Below are 21,147 nucleotides of genomic sequence, written 5' to 3'. Positions count from 1 at the left end.
TCTTCGACTGCTCGCAAACCCCCAATGCAAAAAGCCCGCGTTCCGGAGAACGCGGGCTTTGCGAAGGGAAGGAACCGATCAGCGGCTGGGCTTGAACGCGCGCTTCTGCGCGTCGCGCGGCACGAACACCTTGCCGGGGCCGCCGGCGTGGCCCGGGCCCTTGCGGGGCGCGAAGCCGTCGTTGCGCGGCGCGAAGCCGCCTTCGTTGCGCGGACCGCCGCTGCGGGCGCCGAAGCCTTCGTTGCGGCTGCCGCCGGCATTGCCGCGCGGCGCGCTGTCGCCCCAGCCCGGCTTGCGGCCGAAGCCGGCCGATTCATCGCGGTCGCGGCCGCCGCCGAAACCGGCGTTCTGGCCACCACCATGGAAGCTGCCACCGCGCGGAGCGCCGGCACCCGGGCCGGGACCGCGTGCACCGCGGTCGTTGAAGCCGCTGGCATTGGCGTAGCCGTTGCCACCGCCATTGCCGCCGCGGTAGCCACCGCCGCCGTTGCCCTGGCGACGATCGCCGCCACGGCCGCGGCCGCCGAAGTCGCCCTGCGGGCGCGATTGCGGCATGCGCTGCTGCGGTTCCATGCCGGGGATCACCTCGGCCTTGAACTGCTGGCGGCTGTACTGCTCGATGTCCATGATCCGGCGACGGTCGCGGAACTCGGCGAAGGTGATCGCCAGGCCGTCGCGGCCGGCACGGCCGGTGCGGCCGATGCGGTGGGTGTAGTCCTCGGCCTTCATCGGCAGGCCGAAGTTGAAGACGTGGGTGATGGTCGGCACGTCGATGCCGCGCGCGGCCACGTCGGTCGCCACCAGGATCTGCACCTGGCCCTGGCGCAGCGCCATCAGGCGGCGGTTGCGCAGGCCCTGGCTCAGCGCGCCGTGCAGCGCCACGGCGCTGAAGCCGTCCTGCTGCAGGTCGTTGGCGAGGCCGTCGCATTCGACCTGGGTGCTGGCGAACACGATCGCCTGGTTGATGCTGGTGTCGCGCAGCCAGTGGTCGAGCAGCTTGCGCTTGTGGGCGGCGTTGTCGGCCCAGAACAGCGACTGCTTGATGTTGGCGTGCTTTTCCTGCGGGCTGTCGATGGTCACGCGCTGCGGCTCGCGCATCACGCGCTGGGCCAGCTGCTGGATGCGCGGCGCGAAGGTGGCGCTGAACATCATGGTCTGCTGGCGCTCGATGGTGAGCTGGTTGACTTCGGCCAGGTCGTCGGCGAAGCCCAGGTCGAGCATGCGGTCGGCCTCGTCGACCACCAGGAACTTGACCTTGTCGAGCTTGATCTGCATCGAGCGCTGCAGGTCCAGCAGGCGGCCCGGCGTGGCGACCACGAGGTCGGCGTTCTGCAGGCGCGCGATCTGCAGCTGGTAGGGCATGCCGCCCACCACGTTGGCGATGCGCAGGCCGCGGCAGTGGCGCACCAGCTCGATGGCGTCGTGCGCGACCTGCTGCGCGAGTTCGCGCGTCGGGCACAGCACCAGGGCGCCGGGGGTGGCGGCCTTGAAGTTGCGGTTGCTGGTCGGGTTGACGCGCTTGGGCCGCTTGGGCGGCGCTTCGCCGCGTTCGGCGGCTTCGGCCGCGAGGCGGTCGAATTCGGCGCGCTCGGCGGCGGCTGCTTCCGCCTGGCGGCGGATCAGCGTGTGCAGCACGGGCAACAGGAAGGCCGCGGTCTTGCCGCTGCCGGTCTGGCTCGAGACCATCAGGTCGACGAAACGGGCCGATTCGTCGCCGCGGGCCAGCGGGATCACCTTTTCCTGCACGGTCGTGGGCTGGTGGAAGCCCAGGTCCACGACGGCAGCGATCAGTTCGGGTGCGAGGCCCAGCGGAATGAATCCGTTGGGGCCGCGCGGTGCCTCGGGTGCGTCGGACGTCTGCGCGTCCTGATCGGCAACCTCGAGGACTTCGTTGGCCTCGGTGCTGGCGGCGTCGAGCGCCTCGAGCACGGGCACTTCGGAGGTGACAGCGGAAAATTCGTTGTTGTGAATCGATTGCACAGGCGCGAGCTCGCCCTGCGCTTCAAAAGCGTCGGTCATGAATGTCAAATTTCAAACGCGAGCGCAGCCGTGGGCGGCGCCCCGTTGGTGGTTAAAAACATCAACCATCCAACGACATTCAGCTTCCGGTTCTGAAACCCGAGGCTGCGGCCCTTTTTGATCGATCCATGCGATCGGGCGCGGTGTGCAAGATAGGGAGATGCGGGATATGCCGGCGGGGAACCGATTCTGCTCATGCACGCGCCATCCTTTTTGAAGAATAGCCGGGCACCCCGGTCAGCGAAGCCCACGATTATGACATGCATCGGGGTTTTTACCTAATCCCCGTATGCAATGGGATTTTTGGCCGTTGTTCCGGCCCACCAGGCCTCAGTCGGTCAGGCGCAGGAAGGTCTCGCGGTAGTGCGCCAGTTCCTCGATCGATTCGTGCACGTCGGCCAGCGCCGTGTGGGCCTGCTGCTTCTTGAAGGCGTTGTAGGCCGCGGGCTTCCAGCGCTTGGCGAGCTCCTTGAGCGTGCTGACGTCGAGGTTGCGGTAGTGGAAGTAGGCCTCGAGCTTGGGCATGTACTTGACCAGAAAGCGCCGGTCCTGGCCGATGGTGTTGCCGCACATCGGCGAGCCGCTCCTGGGCACGTAGCGCGCGATGAATTCGATCAGCTGCTGCTCGGCCGTGGCCTCATCGACGGCGGAGGCCTTGACCTTGTCGATCAGGCCGCTGCGGCCGTGCGTCCCCTTGTTCCAGGCATCCATGCCGTCGAGCACGGCGTCGCTCTGATGGATGACCAGCACCGGGCCGTCGATGCGCGGCGTGAGGTCGGGGCCGGTGATGACCACGGCGATCTCGAGCAGGCGTTCCTTCTCGGGGTCGAGCCCGCTCATCTCGCAATCGAGCCAGACCAGGTTCTGGTCGCTTTTCTTCAGGGTGGGGACCGCTGCGGCGGCCGTGGAGGCGGAGGATTCGGGCATCGCGGGATTGTCGCCGATGGCCCTGGGGCCTTGGATGCGAGGACTAAACTCCGCCCCCTATGTCCTATTCGCTTCTCTTCACCATCGCCTTTGCCGCCGCGCTGGTGGCCGGCATGATCGTGGAATTCTGGCTTGCCTCCAGGCAGATCCGGCATGTGGCGAGGCACCGAAACGCCGTTCCCCCCGCGTACGCGGAAAGCATCACGCTGCAGGGGCACCAGCGGGCTGCGGACTACACCATCGCGAAGACCCGGTTCAGCATCCTCGAGACGGCCTGCAGCACCGCGTTCCTCCTGGGCTGGACCCTGCTCGGCGGCCTCGACCTCCTCAACAAGTTGCTGCTCGCCTGGCTCGGTGGCGGGATGCTGCAGCAGCTGACGCTCATCGCCGCCTTTGCCGCCATCGGCGGACTGCTCGGCTTGCCGTTTTCCATCTATCGGATCTTCGTGCTCGAGGAGCGTTTCGGCTTCAACAAGATGAAATGGAAGCTGTGGGTCCTCGACAACGCCAAGTGGATGGTCGTCGGCGCGGGATTGGGCCTGCCGCTCGCGGCGTTGATCCTGTGGCTGATGGCCGCGGCTGGATCGCTGTGGTGGCTCTGGGCCTGGGCGGCTTTCTCGTTCTTCCTTCTGCTGCTGCAGGTGATCTTTCCACTGTTCATCGCGCCGTGGTTCAACAAGTTCACGCCACTCGCCGATGCAGCGCTGGAAACCCGCGTCACCGCCCTGCTGAAACGCTGCGGTTTCGCGGTCAGCGGCCTGTTCGTGATGGACGGCAGCACCCGCAGTGCGCACGCCAACGCCTACTTCACGGGCTTCGGCGTCAGCAAGCGGGTGGTCTTCTACGACACGCTGCTCGAGCAGTTGGATGCGAGCGAGATGGAAGCGGTGCTGGCGCACGAGCTGGGCCATCTCAAGCACAAGCACCTGCGCAACCATCTCGTCATGACCTGCCTGTTGAACCTGCCCGCCTTCGCGCTGCTCGGCTGGGTCTCGACCCAGACCTGGTTCTACGCCGGGCTCGGGGTGCAGCCCAACATGGCGGCGCCCAACAACGCACTGGCGCTGCTGCTGTTCATGATCGCCGTGCCGGTCTTCACCTTCTTCGTCGCGCCACTGTTCTCGCAGCTGTCGCGCAGGAACGAGTTCGAGGCCGATGCCTATGCCATCTCCCAGACGAGCCGCGACGCCCTCTCGGCCGCGCTGCTCAAGCTCTACCGCGACAACGCCTCGACCCTCACCCCCGACCCGGTGTTCGTCAAGTTCTACTACTCCCACCCGCCCGCCTCCGAGCGCCTCGCGCGCATGCTGGCGACCGCCTGAGCGCCATCTCTTTTCCATCTCCCTGGCCCCCCTTTCGAAAGCAGCGCCATGAGCACCGCCAGCATGTTGAAGATCAAGGACTGGAAGTCCATCCCCCGCAAGGCACTGAGCGCGACCGAGATCGTCTCGGCGCTCGCGCGGCTCGAAGGCTGGAAGCTCAGCGGCGACGGCGCGAACGTCGCGATCGAGAAGACCTACGGCTTCACGAACTACTTCGAGACCATCGCCTTCGTGAATGCACTGGCGATGGTGGCCCACACGCAGGACCATCACCCCGACCTGTCGGTGCACTACAACCGCTGCGTGGTGCGCTTCAACACGCACGACGTCGGTGGCATCTCGGTCACCGACTTCGAGTGCGCACGCCAGGCCGATGCGCTGCTGGCGGCCGCGCCCACGGCATGACCGGAGCGATCGCCTTTGGCTAAGCCGGGCCGTGAGCGCCAGCAGGGCCGTGCCTCGGCCGATGCGCTGAACGACGGCCTCGTGGTGGCCAGCCACGGTCGCCACTGCCTGGTCGAGACGCCCGAAGGCGAACGACGCATCTGCCATCCGCGCGGCAAGAAGAGCCAGGCCGTGGTCGGCGACCGCGTGCGCTGGCAGGCCAGCGAGGACGAAGGCACGATCGAGCAGGTGGTGCCGCGGCGCAACCTGTTCTACCGCCAGGACGACATTCGCACCAAGTCCTTCGCGGCCAACCTCGACCATGTGCTGATCCTGATCGCGGCCGAGCCCGAGTTCTCCGAACACCAGCTCGCGCGCGCCCTGATCGCGGCCGAGGCCGAGCGCATCACGCCGATCATCGCGCTCAACAAGAGCGACCTGGTCGAGCCCTTCGAGCGCGCCTGGCGCAAGCTCGCGCCCTACCGGCGCATGCACCACGGCGTGCTGCCGCTGTCGCTGAAGGCCTCGGGCGAAGTCGACCACGCCTCGCTGACGCAGCGCCTCGCGGGCAAGACCACGCTGGTGCTCGGCCCCTCGGGCGCGGGCAAGAGCACGCTGATCAACCTGCTGGTGCCGGGCGCCACCGCGCTCACCGGCGAGATCTCGCAGGCGCTCAATTCGGGCAAGCACACCACCACCAGCACCACCTGGTACTGGGTCGACGCGGCGCGCAGCACCGCGCTGATCGACTCGCCGGGCTTCCAGGAATTCGGCCTGAACCACATCGCGCCGATGCAGCTCGCGGGCCTGATGCCCGACATCGCCGAGCATGCGGGTGACTGCAAGTTCTACAACTGCACCCACCTGCACGAGCCGGGCTGCGGCGTGATCGCGCACGTGGAGTCGGCGGCCAACGACGGGCCGATCAGCGCCTCGCGCTACAAGATCTACGGCGATCTGTTCGCGGAGCTCAGCGAGACGCGCTACTGAACGGCCGAGGACCCGGCTGCCTCAGCCCTGCAGGATCTCGCGCAGCCGCTCCACCAGCACGCTGCACTGCGCCCGCGTGCCGATGCTGATGCGCAGGTACTGCACGATGCGCGGCTGGCGGAAGTGCCGCACCAGCACCGCGCGCTCGCGTAATGCGGCGGCCAGTTCGGCGGCGTCGCGCGACGGATGCCGCGCGAACACGAAATTGGTCTGCGAGGGCAGCACCTCGAAGCCCAGGTCCTCGAGCTGCAGCACCAGCCCTTCGCGGGTATCGACGACGTCGTCGCGCGTCCGGCGGAACCAGTCCTCGTCCTCGAGCGCCGCCACGGCGCCGGCGCTCGCGAGCCGGTCAAGCGGGTAGGAGTTGAAGCTGTCCTTCACGCGCACCAGCGCATCGATCAGGTGCGCCTGGCCGCAGGCGAAGCCCACGCGCAGGCCGGCCAGCGAACGCGACTTCGAGAGCGTCTGCACCACCAGCAGGTTGGGATGGTGCGGGATCAGCGGGAGCGCGCTCTCGGCGCCGAAATCGACGTAGGCCTCGTCCACCAGCACCACGCGCTCGGGACAGGCGCGCAGCAGTTCCTCGATGCGCGCCAGCGGCAGGCCGATGCCGGTGGGGGCATTCGGGTTGGCAACGACGACGCCCGCGCAGCCTTCGCGCGCGCGATCGGCCATGGCATCGACGTCGATGCGCAGACCTTCGTCGACCGGCAACTGCTCGCAGGCGATGCCGTAGAGCTGCGCATAGACGCGATAGAAGCTGTAGCTGATGTCGGGCATCAGCAGCGGCTCGCGCTGCTGGAAGAAGGCGAAGAAGGCGTGGGCCAGCACCTCGTCGGAACCGTTGCCCGCGAAGACCTGCTCGACCGCGAGCCCGTGGCGGCGCGCGACGGCTTCGCGCAGCGCGAGCGAGGTGGGGTCGGGGTAGAGCTCGAGGCCGTTCTCGGCCGCCTCGCGGATCGCCTGGATGGCGCGCGGCGATGGCGGGTACGGGTTCTCGTTGGTGTTGAGCTTCACGAGGTCCCGGATGCGCGGCTGCTCGCCAGGCACGTAGGGCTCGAGGCCCGCGATGCGCGGGCTCCAGAACGAAGGCGCGCGTTCGGCCGCCGGATCGATCGAGTCGGCCATGGGCTCAGCCCAGCAGCCGCGCGAGCGTCAGCAGCGCGAGCAGCACCATCCACATCACGACCGAGCGCCAGACCAGGCCCACCACGCTGCGCAGGTGGCCGGGCTCGGGCTCGCGGCCCGGCGTGCTGCCGCTGTCGGGGCGTCGGGTGTCGGCGAAGGATTCGCCGGCCTGTGCACGCGGCAGCGGGTCGACGCTGGGAATCGGCCGCAGCCGGCCGCCGCCCAGGCGCACGTTGACCGCGCCCGAGGTGGCCGCGAGGATCACGCCGTCGTTCTCGCTCGGAAAGCGGCGCGCGTCGTTGCGCCAGCAGTCGATGGCTTCCTCGAAGCTGCCCACCACCGCGAAGCCCAGCGCCGTGATGCGCGCGGGCAGCCAGTCGATCGCATGCCAGGCGCCATCGGCGGCCTCCTGCACCGATTCGCTCGAGGGCTGCACGGCCGCGCCGTTCTTGTGCAGCCAGTAGCGCGCGACGAATTCGCTCATGCGGTAGAAAACAGCGCCGGCCGGCCCCAGGCCGACCGCGGCGAGCACCGAGAACCAGGCCAGCACGCCGAACACGTGGCGATGCGCGGCGATCACCGAATGCTCGATCACGTGGCGCACGATCTCGCTGCGCGGCAGCTCGGCGGCGTCCACGCCCTGCCAGTGCGCGAGCAGCGAGCGCGCCAGCGGCTCGTCGCCTTCGTCGAGGGCGTCGCGGATGTCGGTGAAGTGGTGGCTGAACTGGCGAAAGCCCAGGGTGACGTAGAGCACCGCGATGCTCCAGAGCACCGCGAACGGCAGCCCCAGCGTGAGCACCAGCAGCCAGTGGATGCCGAGCGCGAGCAGCGTCGGCACGAAGACAGCGAGGCCCCAGGCGATCCATCCATGGTGCGGCTTGCCCGCGTCGAAGTTGCGGCTGGTCCAGCGCGTCCATGCGAGCACGCCGCCATACACGGGGTTGTGCGGGGCCAGCGGCCGCACCTGCTCGATCAGCAACGCACACAGGATGGCGAAGAAGCTCATCCAGAGATGATAGCGAGACAGCCCCGTCGTTCGGGGCTTGCGGACCTATGAGGCCGACAGAACTCGCCGTTTCTTCAGGCGGCTCAGGCGCTCAGGAAGCGGTAGAGATTGCGCAGCATGCCGGCCGTGGCGCCCCAGACGAAGCGCTCCTCGGTACCGTCCTGGTAGGGCATCGAGTACCAATGGCGCTGCGTGCCGTCACCCGCGGGCACGGCATGGCGGCGGTGGTTGGCCGGGTCCATGAGCCAGCCCAGCGGGACCTCGAAGGCCTGCGCGACCTCGTAGGGGTTGATCGTGAGCTCGAAGCCGGGCTCGACCAGCGACACCACCGGCGTGACGATGAACGAGGTCACCGTGGTGTAGGTCGGCAGGCTGCCGAGCACCTCGATGTAGCTGGCCGACAGGCCGACCTCTTCCCAGGCCTCGCGCAGCGCGGCGGCCGCGATGTTGGCGTCTTCGGGATCGACGCGGCCGCCCGGGAACGCGACCTGGCCCGAATGGGTCGACAGGTTCGCGGTGCGCTCGGTGAGCAACACGGTCGGGCCCTGCGGGCGCTGCACGATCGGCACCAGCACGGCAGCCTGCGCGGGCTCGCGGCCGGTCATGCGCGGCTCGCGGCGCAGCTCGGGCGCCCAGGCCGGCGGCGCAGCGAAGCGCGCACGCAGCGCCTGCGCCGTCAGCTGCTCCAGCGCCACCGCGGGCAGCCCGTCGGCCGTGCCGCCGCCCACCACCGGGACCTTGCGCGGGTCGAATGGCGGCAGCATCGTGGGCACGACGGCATTGACGGGTTCGGTGGGAATGGAGGACATGGACGGGGCGGCGATGGTGGCGGTCAAGTGTGGATCGTGAAGAAGCGAAAGGAAGTCGTGATGAAAGCAGGACCCGGGCCCGGAAGAACGCGCGAAGGGCCTGCCGGATCGGCCGCTGCCAGAACGCAAAAAGCCGCCAGAGCGGCGGCTTTTTCGCAACAGGCAAGCCTGCAGGCAGCTTACGCGGCCGCGGCGCCCGACGACTTGCCCGGCAGCTTTTCCTTGATGCGAGCCGAACGGCCGCTGCGATCGCGCAGGTAGTACAGCTTGGCGCGGCGCACGTCGCCGCGGCGCTTGACTTCGATGTTGGCGATCAGCGGGCTGTAGGTCTGGAAGGTACGTTCCACGCCTTCGCCGCTGGAGATCTTGCGCACGGTGAAGCCGCTGTTGAGGCCACGGTTGCGCTTGGCGATCACGACGCCTTCGTAGGCCTGCACGCGCTTGCGGGTGCCTTCGACGACGTTCACGCTGACGATGACCGTGTCACCGGGCATGAAATCGGGGATGGTCTTGCCGAGACGGGAAATTTCTTCCTGCTCGAGGGTCTGGATGAGGTTCATGATTTCCTGAAATCGATCGTGTCCGCGCTGCACAAAAGGCGTCGTTGGCAGGGGTCTGGGGCTCTATGAAGAGTAGACGCCTGCACCGGACGCGGCCGGCCAGAGGATCGGGGAGCCCGCGATTATAGCTTTTTTTTGAGCACCGCCTCATCGGCGGCGTTCAGGCGGCCGGCAGAGCGGGCCGCGTCTATCAATTCGGGGCGTTCCCGGGCGGTGATCGCCAGCCGCTGGTCGCGGCGCCAGCGCTCGATCTGCGCATGGTGGCCCGACATCAGCGGCGCCGGCACGCCCTGCCCGTTCCACTGCTCGGGCCGCGTGTAGTGCGGGCAGTCGAGCAGGCCGTCGAGCGCGGGATTGAAGCTGTCCTGCACATGGCTGGCCTCGTCGCCGAGCACGCCGGGCTGCAGCCGCGCCACCGCGTCGAGCAGCGCCATCGCGGGGATCTCGCCGCCCGACAGCACGAAGTCGCCGAGGCTGATCTGGTGCGTGACATGGGCGTCGATGAAGCGCTGGTCGATGCCTTCGTAGCGACCGCAGACCAGCACCGCGCCCTCGCTGGCCGACCAGCGCTCGACCGCCTCGTGGCGCAGGGCCTCGCCGATCGGCGAGAACAGCACCACCGGGGCCGGCGTGCCGCGCGCGGCCTGCGCCGCGGCCAGGCAGGCCGACAGCGGCTCGGCCATCATCACCATGCCGGGGCCGCCGCCGAACGGGCGGTCGTCCACGCGCTTGTAGTTGCCGGGCGCGTAGTCGCGCGGATTCCACAGCACCACCTCGACCTGCTTCGATTCGTAGGCGCGGCGCGTCACGCCGCTGGCCATGAAGGGCGCGAACAGTTCGGGGAACAGCGTGAGGATGTCGAAGCGCATGCGCGCGGACCGCGGCGGCGGGGCCGAGGTCAGTAGTCGGGCTGCCAGTCGACCGTGATGCGCCGGCCCGCGAGGTCGACGCCGTCGACGAAGGCGGAGACGAAGGGCACCATGCGCTCGATGGCCTTGCCGTCCTGCTCGGCCGCGATCACCAGCGTGGTCTGCGGACCGGAGGCGAGCAGCTCGCGCACCGTGCCGAGCACGATGCCCTCGCGGTTGACGACCTCGAGGCCGATCAGGTCGACCCAGTAGTACTCGTCGTCGCCGGTGCTCGGGAAGCTCGAGCGCGGCACGAACACGCGCGCGCCACGCAGCGCCTCGGCCGCATTGCGGTCGGGCACGTCACGCGACGAGGCGACGATGCAGTCGGAGTGTTCCTTGGCTTCGCTGATCGCGAGCCGGAAAGCGGCGGTCGCCGAAGCCCCGGGGGCCTGCAGGAACCAGCGCTTGGAAGAAAAAAGCGCCTCGGGCTGGGCGCTGTGGGGCAGGACCTTGAACCAGCCCTTGATGCCCCAGGCATCGGCGATGCGTCCTACTTCGATCGCATCCGCCGGCAATTCGGCGGCTTCGAGCGCGGGCAGCATCGCCGTGCGGGAGCCGGCGGGCCTTAGGCCGCGGCCTTGGGAGCAGCCGCTGCGGCTTGACGGATCAGGCGCGCGACGGTGGGCGACGGCTGGGCGCCGACGCTCTTCCAGTAGGTCAGGCGGTCCTGAGCGATGCGGATGCTTTCTTCGTTTTCCTTGGCGGTCGGGTTGTAGAAACCCAGGCGCTCGATGAAGCGACCATCGCGGCGAACGCGCTTGTCCGACACGACGATGTTGAAGAACGGACGGCCTTTGGCACCGCCACGGGAGAGTCGAATGACGACCATGATTTATCCTTGGGTGGGTCGCAGGCCTTCGTGTTTGAAGATGAAAACCTGCTCACGATGTTCTTCCAGCGTCGAGACACGCGACATGGCCACCCGGCCAGCGACACGCTGAAAAGCCTGCGATTATAGCCCGCGCCGCGTTCCGGCCGAGAATTCCTGCCTGCACTGGCCTATTTCGGCCCATTTCCGGCCATTCCGCCGCCCCAATTTCCCCTCATGACAACGATCCGCCCCAGCCGCGAAGACGACATTCCGGCGATCGCCGCCATCTACGCGCACCACGTGCTGCACGGCACCGGCACCTTCGAGACCGAGCCGCCCTCGCCCACCGAGATGGCCAGCCGGCGTGCCGACGTGCTGGGCAAGGGGCTGCCCTACCTGGTCGCCGAGCGCGACGGCGAGCTGCTCGGCTTCGCCTACTGCAACTGGTTCAAGCCGCGTCCGGCCTACCGCTACTCGGCCGAGGATTCGATCTACCTGGCCGAGGCCGCGCGCGGCCAGGGCCTGGGCGCTCGGCTGCTGGCCGCCCTGTCCGAGGCGGCCGAGGCCGCCGGCGTGCGCAAGCTGATCGCGGTGATCGGCGACTCGGCCAATGCCGGCTCGATCGGCGTGCACCGCGGCCAGGGCTTCACCCAGGTCGGCGTGCTCAAGGACTGCGGCTGGAAGTTCGGCCAGTGGCGCGACGTCGTGCTGATGGAAAAGACCATCGGCGAAGGCAGCAGCACCCATCCCGAATGAACGAAGCAACGAAACAAGGATCGAGCACCGCATGAAAAGCAAGACGACCACGGCCTGGCTGGCCTTCCTCGGCGGCCCGCTGGGCCTGCACCGCTTCTACCTGCGCGGACTCGGCGACTGGCTCGGCTGGCTGCTGCCGATCCCGACCGCGCTCGGCCTCTACGGCGTCGAGCGCGTGCGCATGTACGGCGTGGACGACGGCTGGAGCTGGGTGCTGATCCCCTTCCTCGGCTTCACCATCGCCGGCTGCGCGCTCACGGCCATCGTCTACGGCCTGATGACGCCCGAGAAGTGGAACGCGCGCTACAACGCCGGCGCCGCCCTCGACGCCGAACCCGGCCGCACGAGCTGGGCCACCATCGGCGCGGTGGTGCTCGCGCTGTTCTTCGGCAGCACCATCCTCATGGCCAGCATCGTGTTCAGCTTCCAGCGCTATTTCGAGCACCAGGTCGAGGAGGGCCGGAAGATCTCGCAGTAGCCCGCGCGCCGCGGCCGGTCGATGCGCCCCGCGGAGAGCGGGCGCAACCACCGGTTTCCATGATTGACGGCCGCTCCCTCCCGGTTATGGTGTGCCCATAAATCACAACGGGCCGAGGGAGCATTGCCATGCTGGAGGACCCCGTGCAGCGTCGCGCGCTCGACGCGGTACATCATCTGACCGACCCCGAGCCACCCTGGCTCGGCGTGCTCGAAGGCGCGTGCGGCCTGATCGGCGGCGAGAGCGCGACCTTCATCATGGTCGATGCCGGCGGCCAGCTGCTGTCGGCCCAGCAATGGAACGTCGACCCCGAGGCGGAGCGCGTCTACCGCGAGCACTACGTCCAGCAGGACATCATCACGCCGAAGGCCCTCGGCGCGGCGCCCGGCACCTGGCTCGACACGGCGGAGTTCTTCGACGCGGGCGACCTGTCGGGCAATGCCTACTACGCCGACTACATGCTGCGCTACGGCATGCGCCAGATGCTCAGCTACCAGATCGAGGACGGCCCGCATCGCCGCGGCGGCCTGACCCTTCAGCGTAGCCGGCCGCTGCAGCGCACGCGCAGCCATCTCGATTCCGAGCGGGTGCGCCATTTCACCCACGCACTGCAGTCGGCGCTCGCGCGTCGCCGCGAATACGCCGAAGGCTGGCTCGCCACGGCCGAATCGGCCTTCGAGGCCTTCGGCGAGGCCATGCTGCTGGTCAATGCCACGGGTACGGTGCAGCACGTGTCGGCCCACGCGGCCGAGTTGCTGTCGCACCGCAGCGCGCTGCGCGTGCACCAGGGCCGGCTCTGGCATCCCGCCGCGCGGGCACGCGATGCGCTGGCGGCGACCCTCGCGCGCGCCTCGGCGCCCGGCGGCGCGCCCACGCGGCTGCTGATGCCCGCCGACCGCGACAGCCTGGCCTGCGGCCTGCAGTTCACGAAGGCACAGGCGCATCTGCGCGTGGCGAACGAGCCACTGCTGCTCGTGCGCCTGCATCTGCCCGATCGGGTGCAGCCGCTCGATGCCGAGCTGCTGCGCGGCGCCTTCGGCCTCACGCCGGCCGAGGCGCGGGTGCTGGTCGCGCTGGTCGAGGGACAGACGCTCAAGCAGCATGCGGCGGCGCAGGCGGTCTCCATCAACACGGTGCGCACGCAACTCGCGGCGCTGATGGACAAGATGGGTTGCCAGCGGCAGATCGACCTGGTGCGCATGGCACTGTCGGTGGCGTAGCGTCCGGCGGCGAACGCCCATGCGGCGGCGCGGCGCGAGGCCGTCCACTGCGAAGAAAAAAAGGAAATCAGGCGGGAAGGACCCGGCGCCCCGAGGGCTCGCGCATCCGGTGGGCCTGCGCGGTCGGTCGTGCCGACACCGGGTACCAACCAAAAAAACCACCCGACCAGAGCCGGGTGGCAAACCTTGGAGACAAAAAAGACGCGGAAATCAGAAGCTGTGACGCAGACCGAAGTCGTAGCCCGTCGACGAGCGCGGTGCCCAGCCGGCGGTGGCCAGGTAGGCCGGGGCGCCACCGGTGGTCACGCGACCGAAGACGGTCGGGTTGTTCTGACCGTCCTTGATGCGCACGCGAGCGAGCGTGGCATACAGCGCGGTGCGCTTCGACAGGTTGTGCACGTAGCCGATCGCGAACTGGTTGGCCTTGGTCGACAGCTCGGGGTTGCCGAACAGCGCGAGGGCCGGGTTCACGACGGGGTTCTGACCAGCCTTGTACTTCAGGTAGCCGTACGAAGCCTTGATCTGGCCCGGACCCACCGGCACGCTGACGCCGAGCAGGAAACCGTCGTACTTGTCGGTCACGCTGTTGACGTAGTTCAGAGCACCCAGGGTGGTGACGTTGTCGAACTTGTTGCGGGCCGACGAGTACTCGCCGAACAGCTTCGCAGCGCCGAGGTCGTAGCTCGCACCGAGGTTGAAGGTGTTGATGCGGTTCTTGAACGCTTGCGAAGCCAGCGCCGGGGTCAGGACCGTGGTCGCGGTCAGCGGCGTGGAGTCCTTGTTGTCCTGGCCGTAGGAAACAGCCACGTCGAGCGGGCCGTTGGCATAGCCGACGCGACCGCCGAAGTACGAACCGCGCTTGGACGGCGACTCGATCACGTTCTCGTCGAACTTCACGTTCTCGTGCAGTGCGTACTGGAACTGACCGTAGAAACCACCGAGGTTCGGCGGCAGGAAGTAGCCGATGCTGTTGCTGGCGCGCGCGTAGTTGTCGCTGGCCGAAGCGCCGTTGGGAGCGGTGCCGCCCTTGCGCGACAGCGAGTCGCCGACGCGGCTGATCAGGCTCGTGCCCACGCCACGCAGACCGAAGGGATCGAACACGTTGTCGTTCCAGTAGGTGGGCGTGTAGTCGCGGCCGAGGCGGATTTCGCCGAAGCCACCCGACAGGCTCACGGTGGAGCGACGGTCGAACGCGGCCACGCCGGTCTTGCCGTCATCGTTGGTGATGCCCGATTCGAGCCAGAAGCTCGCTGCCAGGCCACCGCCCAGATCTTCCGTGCCGCGGAAGCCGAGGCGGCTGGAGCTGCTGCTGCCGTTCGCCAGGGCCGTTTGGCTCTGCTTGCGCGAAGCGCCGATCAGCAGCGGGTTCGTGCCACGGTACTCGCTCTTGGTCGAGTAGTTGCTCACGCTCGCATCGACCACGCCGAACAGCGTCACCGACGATTGAGCAGCCGCTCCGCCGGCCGCCAGCACGGCGGCCAATGCCACCAGGGATTTTTTCATTTCAGCTTCCTCTTTCTTAAGCACAACAAGCGTCCTGGGCGGTCCTTCGAGGAACCACCCCGGAACGGGGGGGACACCGGGGATTCCGCGGCGGCTCGCCGCGGTTTCTCGTGCGCATCGGATCGCGTTTCTTTCGGCACCGGCGTGGGACCGGCTCCGAGCGACGCTGCACACGATGCATCTGCAATCGGGTGCAGTGATGGTCTCGTGTGCGAGTGAAGAGTCCGTGACAACCCTTAGAGCCCATCGATGGAATCGGGACTCTTTGGCGCGATAACAACAGGCTCAGAAACTTGTGCTGAAACGCACTGCGCTGCGCGCATCGACGACAGGCTCGCGCTACAACGACGGCTTGTTCGTCCGCTGTCGATCGCAGCACGTCGATCCAGGCCCCAAGGAGTTGCACATGATCGAATGGCCCGAGAGAAACCGCCCCGGCTTCGTCGCGTTCCACCATGACTACCGCGAAGACGGGTGGGGCCTCGGGAAGCCGGAGGACGAGTCCTACTTCGACTTCGAGCAGATCAGGAAGTACATGCGCGGCGTACTCGTCCACCCCGGGAATTTCTTCGGCCTCATCGACCAGTTCGGCGAGACGCTTCAGTTCTACGTGAACGACGACCGCACGGTCCAGATCGATTTCATCGTCGAGGCACGGCGAGGCTCGATGGTGAAGATGGCGCCCTTGAGCGAGTGCATCGCGCTGGTCGAAAGCGCGGGACCGTCGCTGGCGGGGCTCGTCATTCCGGGCGCCGTGTTTCAGGCCTGGTAGCCGCGCTCAGAAAATCTGCCAGCTCACCCAATAAGCAATCGCCGCCACGAACGCCGACGCGGGAATCGTGAAGATCCACGCCCACACGATGTTGCCCGCCACGCCCCAGCGCACCGCGCTCGCGCGCTGCGCCGAGCCCACGCCGACGATGGCGCCGGTGATGGTGTGGGTGGTCGACACGGGAATGCCCAGCGCGGTGGCCAGGAACAGCGTGAGCGCACCGCCGGTCTCGGCGCAGAAGCCGCCCACGGGCTTGAGCTTGGTGATCTTCTGGCCCATGGTCTTGACGATGCGCCAGCCGCCGAACATGGTGCCCAGCGCGATCGCGGCATAGCAGCTCACGATGACCCAGGTCGGCGGTTCGGCCGCGCCGGCCGATGCGTAGCCGGTGGCGATCAAGAGCATCCAGATGATGCCGATGGTCTTCTGCGCGTCGTTACCGCCGTGGCCCAGGCTGTAGGCACCGGCCGAGACCAGCTGCAGCCGCCGGAACCAGCGGTCGATGCGCGAAGGCGTGGCGCGGCGGAAGGTCCAGGCCACGATCACCATCATCAGCGAGCCGAGCAGGAAGCCCAGCACCGGCGAGACGAAGATGAAGGCCACGGTCTTCCAGATGCCCGAGGCGACGAGGCCGCTGGTGCCGGTCTTGGCGATCACGGCGCCGACGATGCCGCCGATCAGCGCATGCGAGGAACTGCTGGGGATGCCGTAGTACCAGGTGACGAGGTTCCAGCTGATGGCGCCGATCAGCGCACCGAACACCACGTGCACGTCGACCACGCCAGGCTGGGCGATGCCCTTGCCCACGGTGGCCGCCACGCTCAGGTGGAAGACGAAGATCGCGATCAGGTTGAAGAAGGCGGCGAACACCACGGCCTGGCCGGGCCGCAGCACGCCCGTGGACACCACGGTCGCGATCGAGTTGGCGGCATCGTGGAAGCCGTTCATGAAGTCGAACAGGATCGCGAGCGCGACCAGCACCATCACCACCCAGAGGGCGACCTGCACCGTTGCCATCGGTCGTGCCCGCTCAGGAGTTCTCGAGGACGATGCCCTCGATCACGTTGGCCACGTCCTCGCACTTGTCGGTGATCGTCTCGAGCAGCTCGTAGATCGCCTTGAGCTTGATGACCTCGCGCACGTCGGGCTCCTCGCGGAACAGCTTGCTCATGGCGCTGCGCATCACGCGGTCGGCGTCGGACTCGAGGCGGTCGATCTCCTCGCAGGTCTTCAGCGTGGCCTCGGCCACCGCCGGGTCGGCGATCTTGCCGAGGTACTTCACGGCGTCCTTGAGGCGGTCGCAGCACTTCACGCTCAGCGTGGTGAGGCGCACGATCTCGTCGGTCATGTGGCGCACGTCGTACAGCGCCATGGTCTCGGCCGAGTCCTGGATCAGGTCGGCCACGTCGTCCATGGTGTTGATGAGCTTGTGGATCTGCTCGCGGTCGATCGGCGTGATGAAGGTCTTGTGGATCAGCCGGTTGACGTCGTGCGTGACGCGGTCGGCCGCGCGCTCGGCGTTGTCGACGTCGCGGTTGTACTGCTCGCGCAGGTGCACGTCGTTGTAATTGGTGACGAGTTGCTCGAAGGCCCGGGCCGCCTCGACGATGCGCTCGGCGTGCTGGTTGAACATCTCGAAGAAATTGCCCTCGCGGGGCAGCAGCTTGCCGAACATGGCGACTCCTGGAGGACGTCAATCACAGTTTGATGACGCCTTGATGAAAAAACCCGCGAAGTTTAAACGGGCGGATCGTGCGATCCGGACCTTGGGGGGTTGATCTTTTCGTTGTATATGCGCGAGGCACGGCGGCCGCGGCCGCACTCCGGCCCGAAAAAAAGAGAACTCAGGCCGCGAGCTTCAGCACGGGCAGCTGCCATCCGCCGTAGATGCCGCCGAGCCGCAGCGCCACGACCAGCGCGATGCCGGCATGGAAGGCCCAGCGCCGCGGCAGGCCCGCCGCCTGCAGCAGCAGGTAGGCGACGATGCCCGCGATGGCGGCCGAGCCGTAGAAGCCGCCGCTCAGCAGCAGCGGCACGTGGCCCGTGAGCACGTCGCGCAGCAGGCCGCCGGCGGCGCCGGTCATGGTGCCGGTCAGCACCACGATCAGCGCGCCGCGGCGCTGCTCCTCGGCCACCTGCGCGCCCATGACGGCGAACAGCCCGAGGCCCAGCGCATCGGCCACCGCGAGCGCGTGCTGCGGCACCGGCAACGCGTGCAGCCAGGCGATGGCCAGCGCCGAGACGGCGAGGATCACCCAGGCATAGCGGGTGTCGCGGATCCAGAACACGGGATGGCGGTCGAGCAGCAGGTCGCGCAGGGTGCCGCCGCCGACCGCGGTGACCGAGGCGATCACGACCACGCCGAGCCAGTCGAGCCCCGCATGGGCCGCGGCCAGCACGCCGCTGACGGCGAACACCGCGACGCCGGCGAGATCGAGGACGTACAGCAGCACGGCGCCCGCCCTCCCCCGAAACCTTCGCTCAGGCCTTGGCGTCGGTGTCGCGCAGCCGCTCGATGACCTGCTTCGACACCCGCGCCAGCGCGGCGCGCGGCACCTTGTCGGGCGCGATCTCGGCCAGCGGCTTGAGCACGAAGGCACGCTCGCGCATGCGCGGATGCGGCAGCGTGAGCGCGGGCGTGTCCTTGACCGTGTTGCCGTGCGTCAGCAGGTCGAGATCGAGGGTGCGCGGCGCGTTCGGGAACGGCCGCTCGCGCCCGGCTTCGAGCTCGAGCAGTTGCAGGTCGGCCAGCAGCGCCTCGGCCGTGAGGCCGGTGCGCACCGCGACCACGGCGTTGATGAAATCGGGACCGGTGGCATCGACCGGCGCGCTGCGGTAGAGCGAGGAACTGGCCGTCACGGTGGTGCGCTCGATCGCGCCGATGGCGAGGATCGCGGCGCGCACCGCCGCGGCGGCATCGCCGAGGTTGGCGCCGATCGCGATGAAGGCCTGGACCGTGGGGTACTCGTCGCGGGACCGGCTCGGGGGCCGGGCCGGACCGGAGCCGCCCGAGCGACCGGCCGGCTTGCGCGCCGGCGCCGCGCCCTTGCGGGCCGGACCGGCGGAACTGGCGCCGCGGCCGGGCGCGCGGCCGGGCTTCGCATCGCCATCGCGGGCATCGCGCGGTGCCTGGCGGCGGCCCTCGCCACCCCCCGCGGGCTTGCGCCCCGGCGCAGCCTTGCCGCCCGGCGGGCGCTTGGCGGTACTCATTCGGATGCGGCTGGCGCGCCGCCCTCACCGCCGGTGCGCGGCTTGCGACGGCGCCGGCGCTTGCGCGGCGCAGCCGGCTCGCCATCGGGCGGCACGGCGCCGCCCTCGCCTTCGGTCGTCTCGTCGTCCTCGCGCTCGTCATTGCGCGCAGCGGCGCTCCTGGGCGCTGCGCCCCCGGGCGCGGCCGCCACAGGCGCGGTGTTGCGCACCCGCACGCGCTGGCGCGTCTTCTGTTCGTCGCGCACCTGGTCCAGCAGGTCCTGGCGCCGCGTGTCGTCCGAGGTGCTGAACTCCTGCCACCACTCGGCGATGGCCTCGCTGACCTCGCCGACGTCGGCGCGCAGGCGCATGAAGTCGAAGGCGGCACGAAAGCGCGCCTGCTCGACCAGGCTGTAGGGCGTGGAGCCGGTGCGCTTGTCGAAGCGCGGCTGCATCATCCAGATCTCGCGCATGTCGGCGGCCAGCTTGCCGCGGCCCGAGACGTCGCCGATGCGCGCGTTGAACACGTCATCGATCGCGTCCTGCAGCGCCGGGAACGGCGGCTGCGCGCGCTGGCCGTTGCGGCCTTCCTGGCGCTGGGCCCAGCCGTCGCGCACGTCGGCCCACAGCACGCAGGCCAGCAGGAAGCTCGGCGCCACCGGCTTGCCCTCGCCGACCCGGCGGTCGGTGTCCTGCAGCGCGGCCTTCACGAACGGCAGGTCGGCGCGCTCCACCACCACGTCGAGCAGCGGGTAGATGCCCTTGGCGAGCCCCAGCTTGCGCAGCTGCTCGACGGTGGCGATCGCGTGGCCGGTCTGCAGCAGCTTGAGCATCTCGTCGAACAGGCGGCTCTGCGGCACGTCGGCCAGCAGCTTGCTCGACTCGACCAGCGGCGCGCCGGTCTTGGGCTCGAGCTTGAAGCCCAGGGCCGCGAGCTTGGCCGAGAAGCGGATGGCGCGGATGATGCGCACCGGGTCCTCGCGGTAGCGCACGGCCGGGTCGCCGATCATGCGCAGCACCAGCTTCTGGGCATCGCGGATGCCGTGGTGGTAGTCGATCACCACCTGCCGCGCCGGGTCGTAGTACATCGCGTTGACGGTGAAGTCGCGGCGCGCGGCGTCTTCCTCCTGCGGGCCCCAGACGTTGTCGCGCAGCACGCGGCCGCTGGCGTCCACGGCATGGGTCATGCCCGCGAGCTCGCCCTTGCTGGTGCGCTCGTTGCCGCTGACCTGGCCGGCCGCGGCCGCGTCCATGTAGGCGCGGAAGGTCGAGACCTCGATCACCTCGTGCTCGCGGCCGCGCCCGTACACCACGTGCACGATGCGAAAGCGCCGCCCGATGATGAAGGCGCGCCGGAACAGCCCCTTGACCTGCTCGGGCGTGGCATTGGTCGCCACGTCGAAGTCCTTGGGCCGCAGGCCCAGCAGCAGGTCGCGCACCGCGCCGCCCACCACGTAGGCCTCGAAGCCGGCCTGCTGCAGGGTGGTGACCACGTTCTTCGCGCGTTCGTCGACCAGGGCCGGATCGATCCGGTGAACCTCCGCCGGCACTTCCTCGCGCTTGCCGAAGCGGCTCTTTCCCTGTGCGCCGCCGGCGGATTTGCCGAGCAGCTTGTCGATGAATTTCTTGATCATTGGTTGAGAAGGGTTCTTCTTATTCGTTTTCGAGCATGGAGCGGATCAACGGAATGGTGATCGCGCGTTGCGTCTGCAGCGCATAGCCGTCGAGCTGCGTGAGCAGCTCCATCAGGCTGCCGAGGTCGCGGCTGAAGCGGTGCAGCATGTAGTCGAGGACATCGTCGGACAGCATCACGCCGCGCGCATCGGCGGCCTGGCGCAGCACGGCGCGTCGTTCGCTCTCGCCGAGCACCTGCAGGTGGAACACGTGGCCCCAGCCGAGGCGGGTGCGCAGGTCCTCGCGCAGCGGCAGGTCGGCCGGCGGCAGCGCGCCCGCGGCCACCACGCCACGCTGCAGGCTCTGCGCGTTGACGAACCAGTTGAAGGCCGCGTGCTGCTGCACGGCGGTGTAGAGGTGCACGTCGTCGAGCAGCACGGCGACCCAGCGCTCGTCGAACTCGGGCGGCTCCAGCAGGCCGGCGTGCAGCCAGCCCACGCTGGCGCCCTGCTCGCGCAGCGCCACGCGCACCGATTCGAGCAGATGGGTCTTGCCGCTGCCGCTTTCGCCCCACAGGTAGGTCGGCACGGGCGAGTGGAGCGCCGGACTGCCGGCGCCGCCCACCCACAGTTGCAGGTGCCGCAGCGCCGCCTCGTTCGGGCCGGCAAAGAAGGCGTCGAAGCTGGGGCCCGTCGCGATGCCGATATCGAGCGCGAGCTGTTTCATCCCGGGAAGGTTCATGGAGGGG

The 21,147-nt window shown here is 68.6% G+C and carries 23 protein-coding genes; 7 read left to right on the top strand and 16 right to left on the bottom strand.

Annotated features, from left to right (window positions below; translation table 11 throughout):
- Positions 1 to 78 precede the first annotated feature (78 nt).
- Both AC07RM_RS29680 and orn read right to left on the bottom strand, forming a co-directional pair.
- Entirely contained in the window at positions 79 to 2,019 is a 1,941-nt protein-coding gene (locus AC07RM_RS29680; protein ID WP_093348920.1) for a DEAD/DEAH box helicase, read from the bottom strand.
- 330 nt (positions 2,020 to 2,349) lie between these two features.
- Positions 2,350 to 2,946 carry an oligoribonuclease gene (orn, locus tag AC07RM_RS29675; protein WP_495336792.1) on the bottom strand — a complete coding sequence of 199 codons (597 nt, stop codon included), beginning with the start codon at positions 2,944 to 2,946 and terminating at the stop codon, positions 2,350 to 2,352.
- A gap of 59 nt (positions 2,947 to 3,005) precedes the next feature.
- On the opposite strand from orn, the gene AC07RM_RS29670 reads away from it, so the two are divergent.
- From AC07RM_RS29670 to rsgA, 3 genes are read left to right on the top strand one after another with little or no spacing between them, the layout of a single operon-like run.
- A complete protein-coding gene (locus AC07RM_RS29670) occupies positions 3,006 to 4,268 on the top strand; it encodes a M48 family metallopeptidase (RefSeq protein WP_495336791.1) in 1,263 nt (420 codons plus the stop codon).
- 48 nt (positions 4,269 to 4,316) lie between these two features.
- Positions 4,317 to 4,673, top strand: coding sequence for a 4a-hydroxytetrahydrobiopterin dehydratase (locus AC07RM_RS29665; protein ID WP_495336790.1), 357 nt, complete (start codon positions 4,317 to 4,319; stop codon positions 4,671 to 4,673).
- A gap of 15 nt (positions 4,674 to 4,688) precedes the next feature.
- Entirely contained in the window at positions 4,689 to 5,642 is a 954-nt protein-coding gene (gene rsgA, locus AC07RM_RS29660; protein WP_495336789.1) for a ribosome small subunit-dependent GTPase A, read from the top strand.
- 21 nt (positions 5,643 to 5,663) lie between these two features.
- Here rsgA and hisC read toward each other — a convergent pair whose 3' ends face one another.
- From hisC to rpsP, 7 genes are all read right to left on the bottom strand, one after another.
- Positions 5,664 to 6,770 (bottom strand): histidinol-phosphate transaminase, encoded by a 1,107-nt coding sequence (hisC, locus tag AC07RM_RS29655; protein WP_495336788.1) that lies wholly within the window; start codon positions 6,768 to 6,770, stop codon positions 5,664 to 5,666.
- A gap of 4 nt (positions 6,771 to 6,774) precedes the next feature.
- Positions 6,775 to 7,776: a CobD/CbiB family protein gene (locus AC07RM_RS29650; RefSeq protein ID WP_495336787.1), complete on the bottom strand. Its 1,002-nt coding sequence runs from the start codon at positions 7,774 to 7,776 to the stop codon at positions 6,775 to 6,777.
- An 83-nt stretch (positions 7,777 to 7,859) separates the two neighbouring features.
- Entirely contained in the window at positions 7,860 to 8,585 is a 726-nt protein-coding gene (locus AC07RM_RS29645; RefSeq protein WP_431511994.1) for a CoA pyrophosphatase, read from the bottom strand.
- A gap of 179 nt (positions 8,586 to 8,764) precedes the next feature.
- Positions 8,765 to 9,145 carry a 50S ribosomal protein L19 gene (rplS, locus tag AC07RM_RS29640; protein ID WP_093348904.1) on the bottom strand — a complete coding sequence of 127 codons (381 nt, stop codon included), beginning with the start codon at positions 9,143 to 9,145 and terminating at the stop codon, positions 8,765 to 8,767.
- Between the two features lie 122 nt (positions 9,146 to 9,267).
- A complete protein-coding gene (gene trmD, locus AC07RM_RS29635) occupies positions 9,268 to 10,014 on the bottom strand; it encodes a tRNA (guanosine(37)-N1)-methyltransferase TrmD (RefSeq protein ID WP_296781574.1) in 747 nt (248 codons plus the stop codon).
- 29 nt (positions 10,015 to 10,043) lie between these two features.
- Positions 10,044 to 10,598 (bottom strand): ribosome maturation factor RimM, encoded by a 555-nt coding sequence (gene rimM / locus AC07RM_RS29630; RefSeq protein WP_093348898.1) that lies wholly within the window; start codon positions 10,596 to 10,598, stop codon positions 10,044 to 10,046.
- A gap of 23 nt (positions 10,599 to 10,621) precedes the next feature.
- Entirely contained in the window at positions 10,622 to 10,885 is a 264-nt protein-coding gene (gene rpsP, locus AC07RM_RS29625; RefSeq protein ID WP_057590647.1) for a 30S ribosomal protein S16, read from the bottom strand.
- Between the two features lie 216 nt (positions 10,886 to 11,101).
- On the opposite strand from rpsP, the gene AC07RM_RS29620 reads away from it, so the two are divergent.
- The 3 genes from AC07RM_RS29620 to AC07RM_RS29610 all read left to right on the top strand — a co-directional run bounded on the left by AC07RM_RS29620 (position 11,102) and on the right by AC07RM_RS29610 (position 13,321).
- On the top strand, positions 11,102 to 11,623 hold the full coding sequence (locus AC07RM_RS29620) for a GNAT family N-acetyltransferase (RefSeq protein ID WP_296781572.1): 522 nt from the start codon (positions 11,102 to 11,104) through the stop codon (positions 11,621 to 11,623).
- A gap of 31 nt (positions 11,624 to 11,654) precedes the next feature.
- Positions 11,655 to 12,101, top strand: coding sequence for a TM2 domain-containing protein (locus AC07RM_RS29615; protein WP_093348893.1), 447 nt, complete (start codon positions 11,655 to 11,657; stop codon positions 12,099 to 12,101).
- Between the two features lie 128 nt (positions 12,102 to 12,229).
- Positions 12,230 to 13,321, top strand: a complete 1,092-nt coding sequence (locus AC07RM_RS29610; protein ID WP_495336786.1) for a helix-turn-helix transcriptional regulator — start codon at positions 12,230 to 12,232, stop codon at positions 13,319 to 13,321.
- Positions 13,322 to 13,531: 210 nt separating this feature from the next.
- Here AC07RM_RS29610 and AC07RM_RS29605 read toward each other — a convergent pair whose 3' ends face one another.
- Positions 13,532 to 14,824 (bottom strand): porin, encoded by a 1,293-nt coding sequence (locus AC07RM_RS29605; RefSeq protein ID WP_093348891.1) that lies wholly within the window; start codon positions 14,822 to 14,824, stop codon positions 13,532 to 13,534.
- A 406-nt stretch (positions 14,825 to 15,230) separates the two neighbouring features.
- Here AC07RM_RS29605 and AC07RM_RS29600 point away from each other — a divergent pair, with 406 nt between their 5' ends.
- The gene (locus AC07RM_RS29600) at positions 15,231 to 15,596 is read left to right on the top strand and encodes a hypothetical protein (RefSeq protein ID WP_495336785.1); all 366 of its coding nucleotides are present in this window, start codon (positions 15,231 to 15,233) and stop codon (positions 15,594 to 15,596) included.
- Positions 15,597 to 15,602: 6 nt separating this feature from the next.
- Here the strand turns inward: AC07RM_RS29600 and AC07RM_RS29595 are convergent, their stop codons facing one another.
- The 6 genes from AC07RM_RS29595 to hda form a co-directional block, all read right to left on the bottom strand.
- Positions 15,603 to 16,613: an inorganic phosphate transporter gene (locus tag AC07RM_RS29595; protein ID WP_490878655.1), complete on the bottom strand. Its 1,011-nt coding sequence runs from the start codon at positions 16,611 to 16,613 to the stop codon at positions 15,603 to 15,605.
- Positions 16,614 to 16,626: 13 nt separating this feature from the next.
- The gene (locus tag AC07RM_RS29590) at positions 16,627 to 17,271 is read right to left on the bottom strand and encodes a DUF47 domain-containing protein (RefSeq protein WP_057590652.1); all 645 of its coding nucleotides are present in this window, start codon (positions 17,269 to 17,271) and stop codon (positions 16,627 to 16,629) included.
- A 169-nt stretch (positions 17,272 to 17,440) separates the two neighbouring features.
- The gene (locus AC07RM_RS29585) at positions 17,441 to 18,049 is read right to left on the bottom strand and encodes a trimeric intracellular cation channel family protein (protein ID WP_093348886.1); all 609 of its coding nucleotides are present in this window, start codon (positions 18,047 to 18,049) and stop codon (positions 17,441 to 17,443) included.
- A gap of 28 nt (positions 18,050 to 18,077) precedes the next feature.
- Positions 18,078 to 18,806, bottom strand: coding sequence for a 2-amino-4-hydroxy-6-hydroxymethyldihydropteridine diphosphokinase (gene folK, locus AC07RM_RS29580; protein WP_495336784.1), 729 nt, complete (start codon positions 18,804 to 18,806; stop codon positions 18,078 to 18,080).
- Positions 18,803 to 20,419, bottom strand: a complete 1,617-nt coding sequence (gene pcnB, locus AC07RM_RS29575; RefSeq protein WP_093348884.1) for a polynucleotide adenylyltransferase PcnB — start codon at positions 20,417 to 20,419, stop codon at positions 18,803 to 18,805. The genes folK and pcnB overlap by 4 nt, the downstream gene beginning before the upstream one ends.
- A 19-nt stretch (positions 20,420 to 20,438) precedes the next feature.
- Positions 20,439 to 21,125, bottom strand: a complete 687-nt coding sequence (hda, locus tag AC07RM_RS29570; protein WP_281077707.1) for a DnaA regulatory inactivator Hda — start codon at positions 21,123 to 21,125, stop codon at positions 20,439 to 20,441.
- Positions 21,126 to 21,147: the final 22 nt, after the last annotated feature.

Source organism: Variovorax sp. GW821-FHT09B05, from assembly GCF_059418265.1.
Note: the sequence above shows the minus strand (reverse complement) of the source record. Positions and strands in the feature narration are given on the sequence as shown.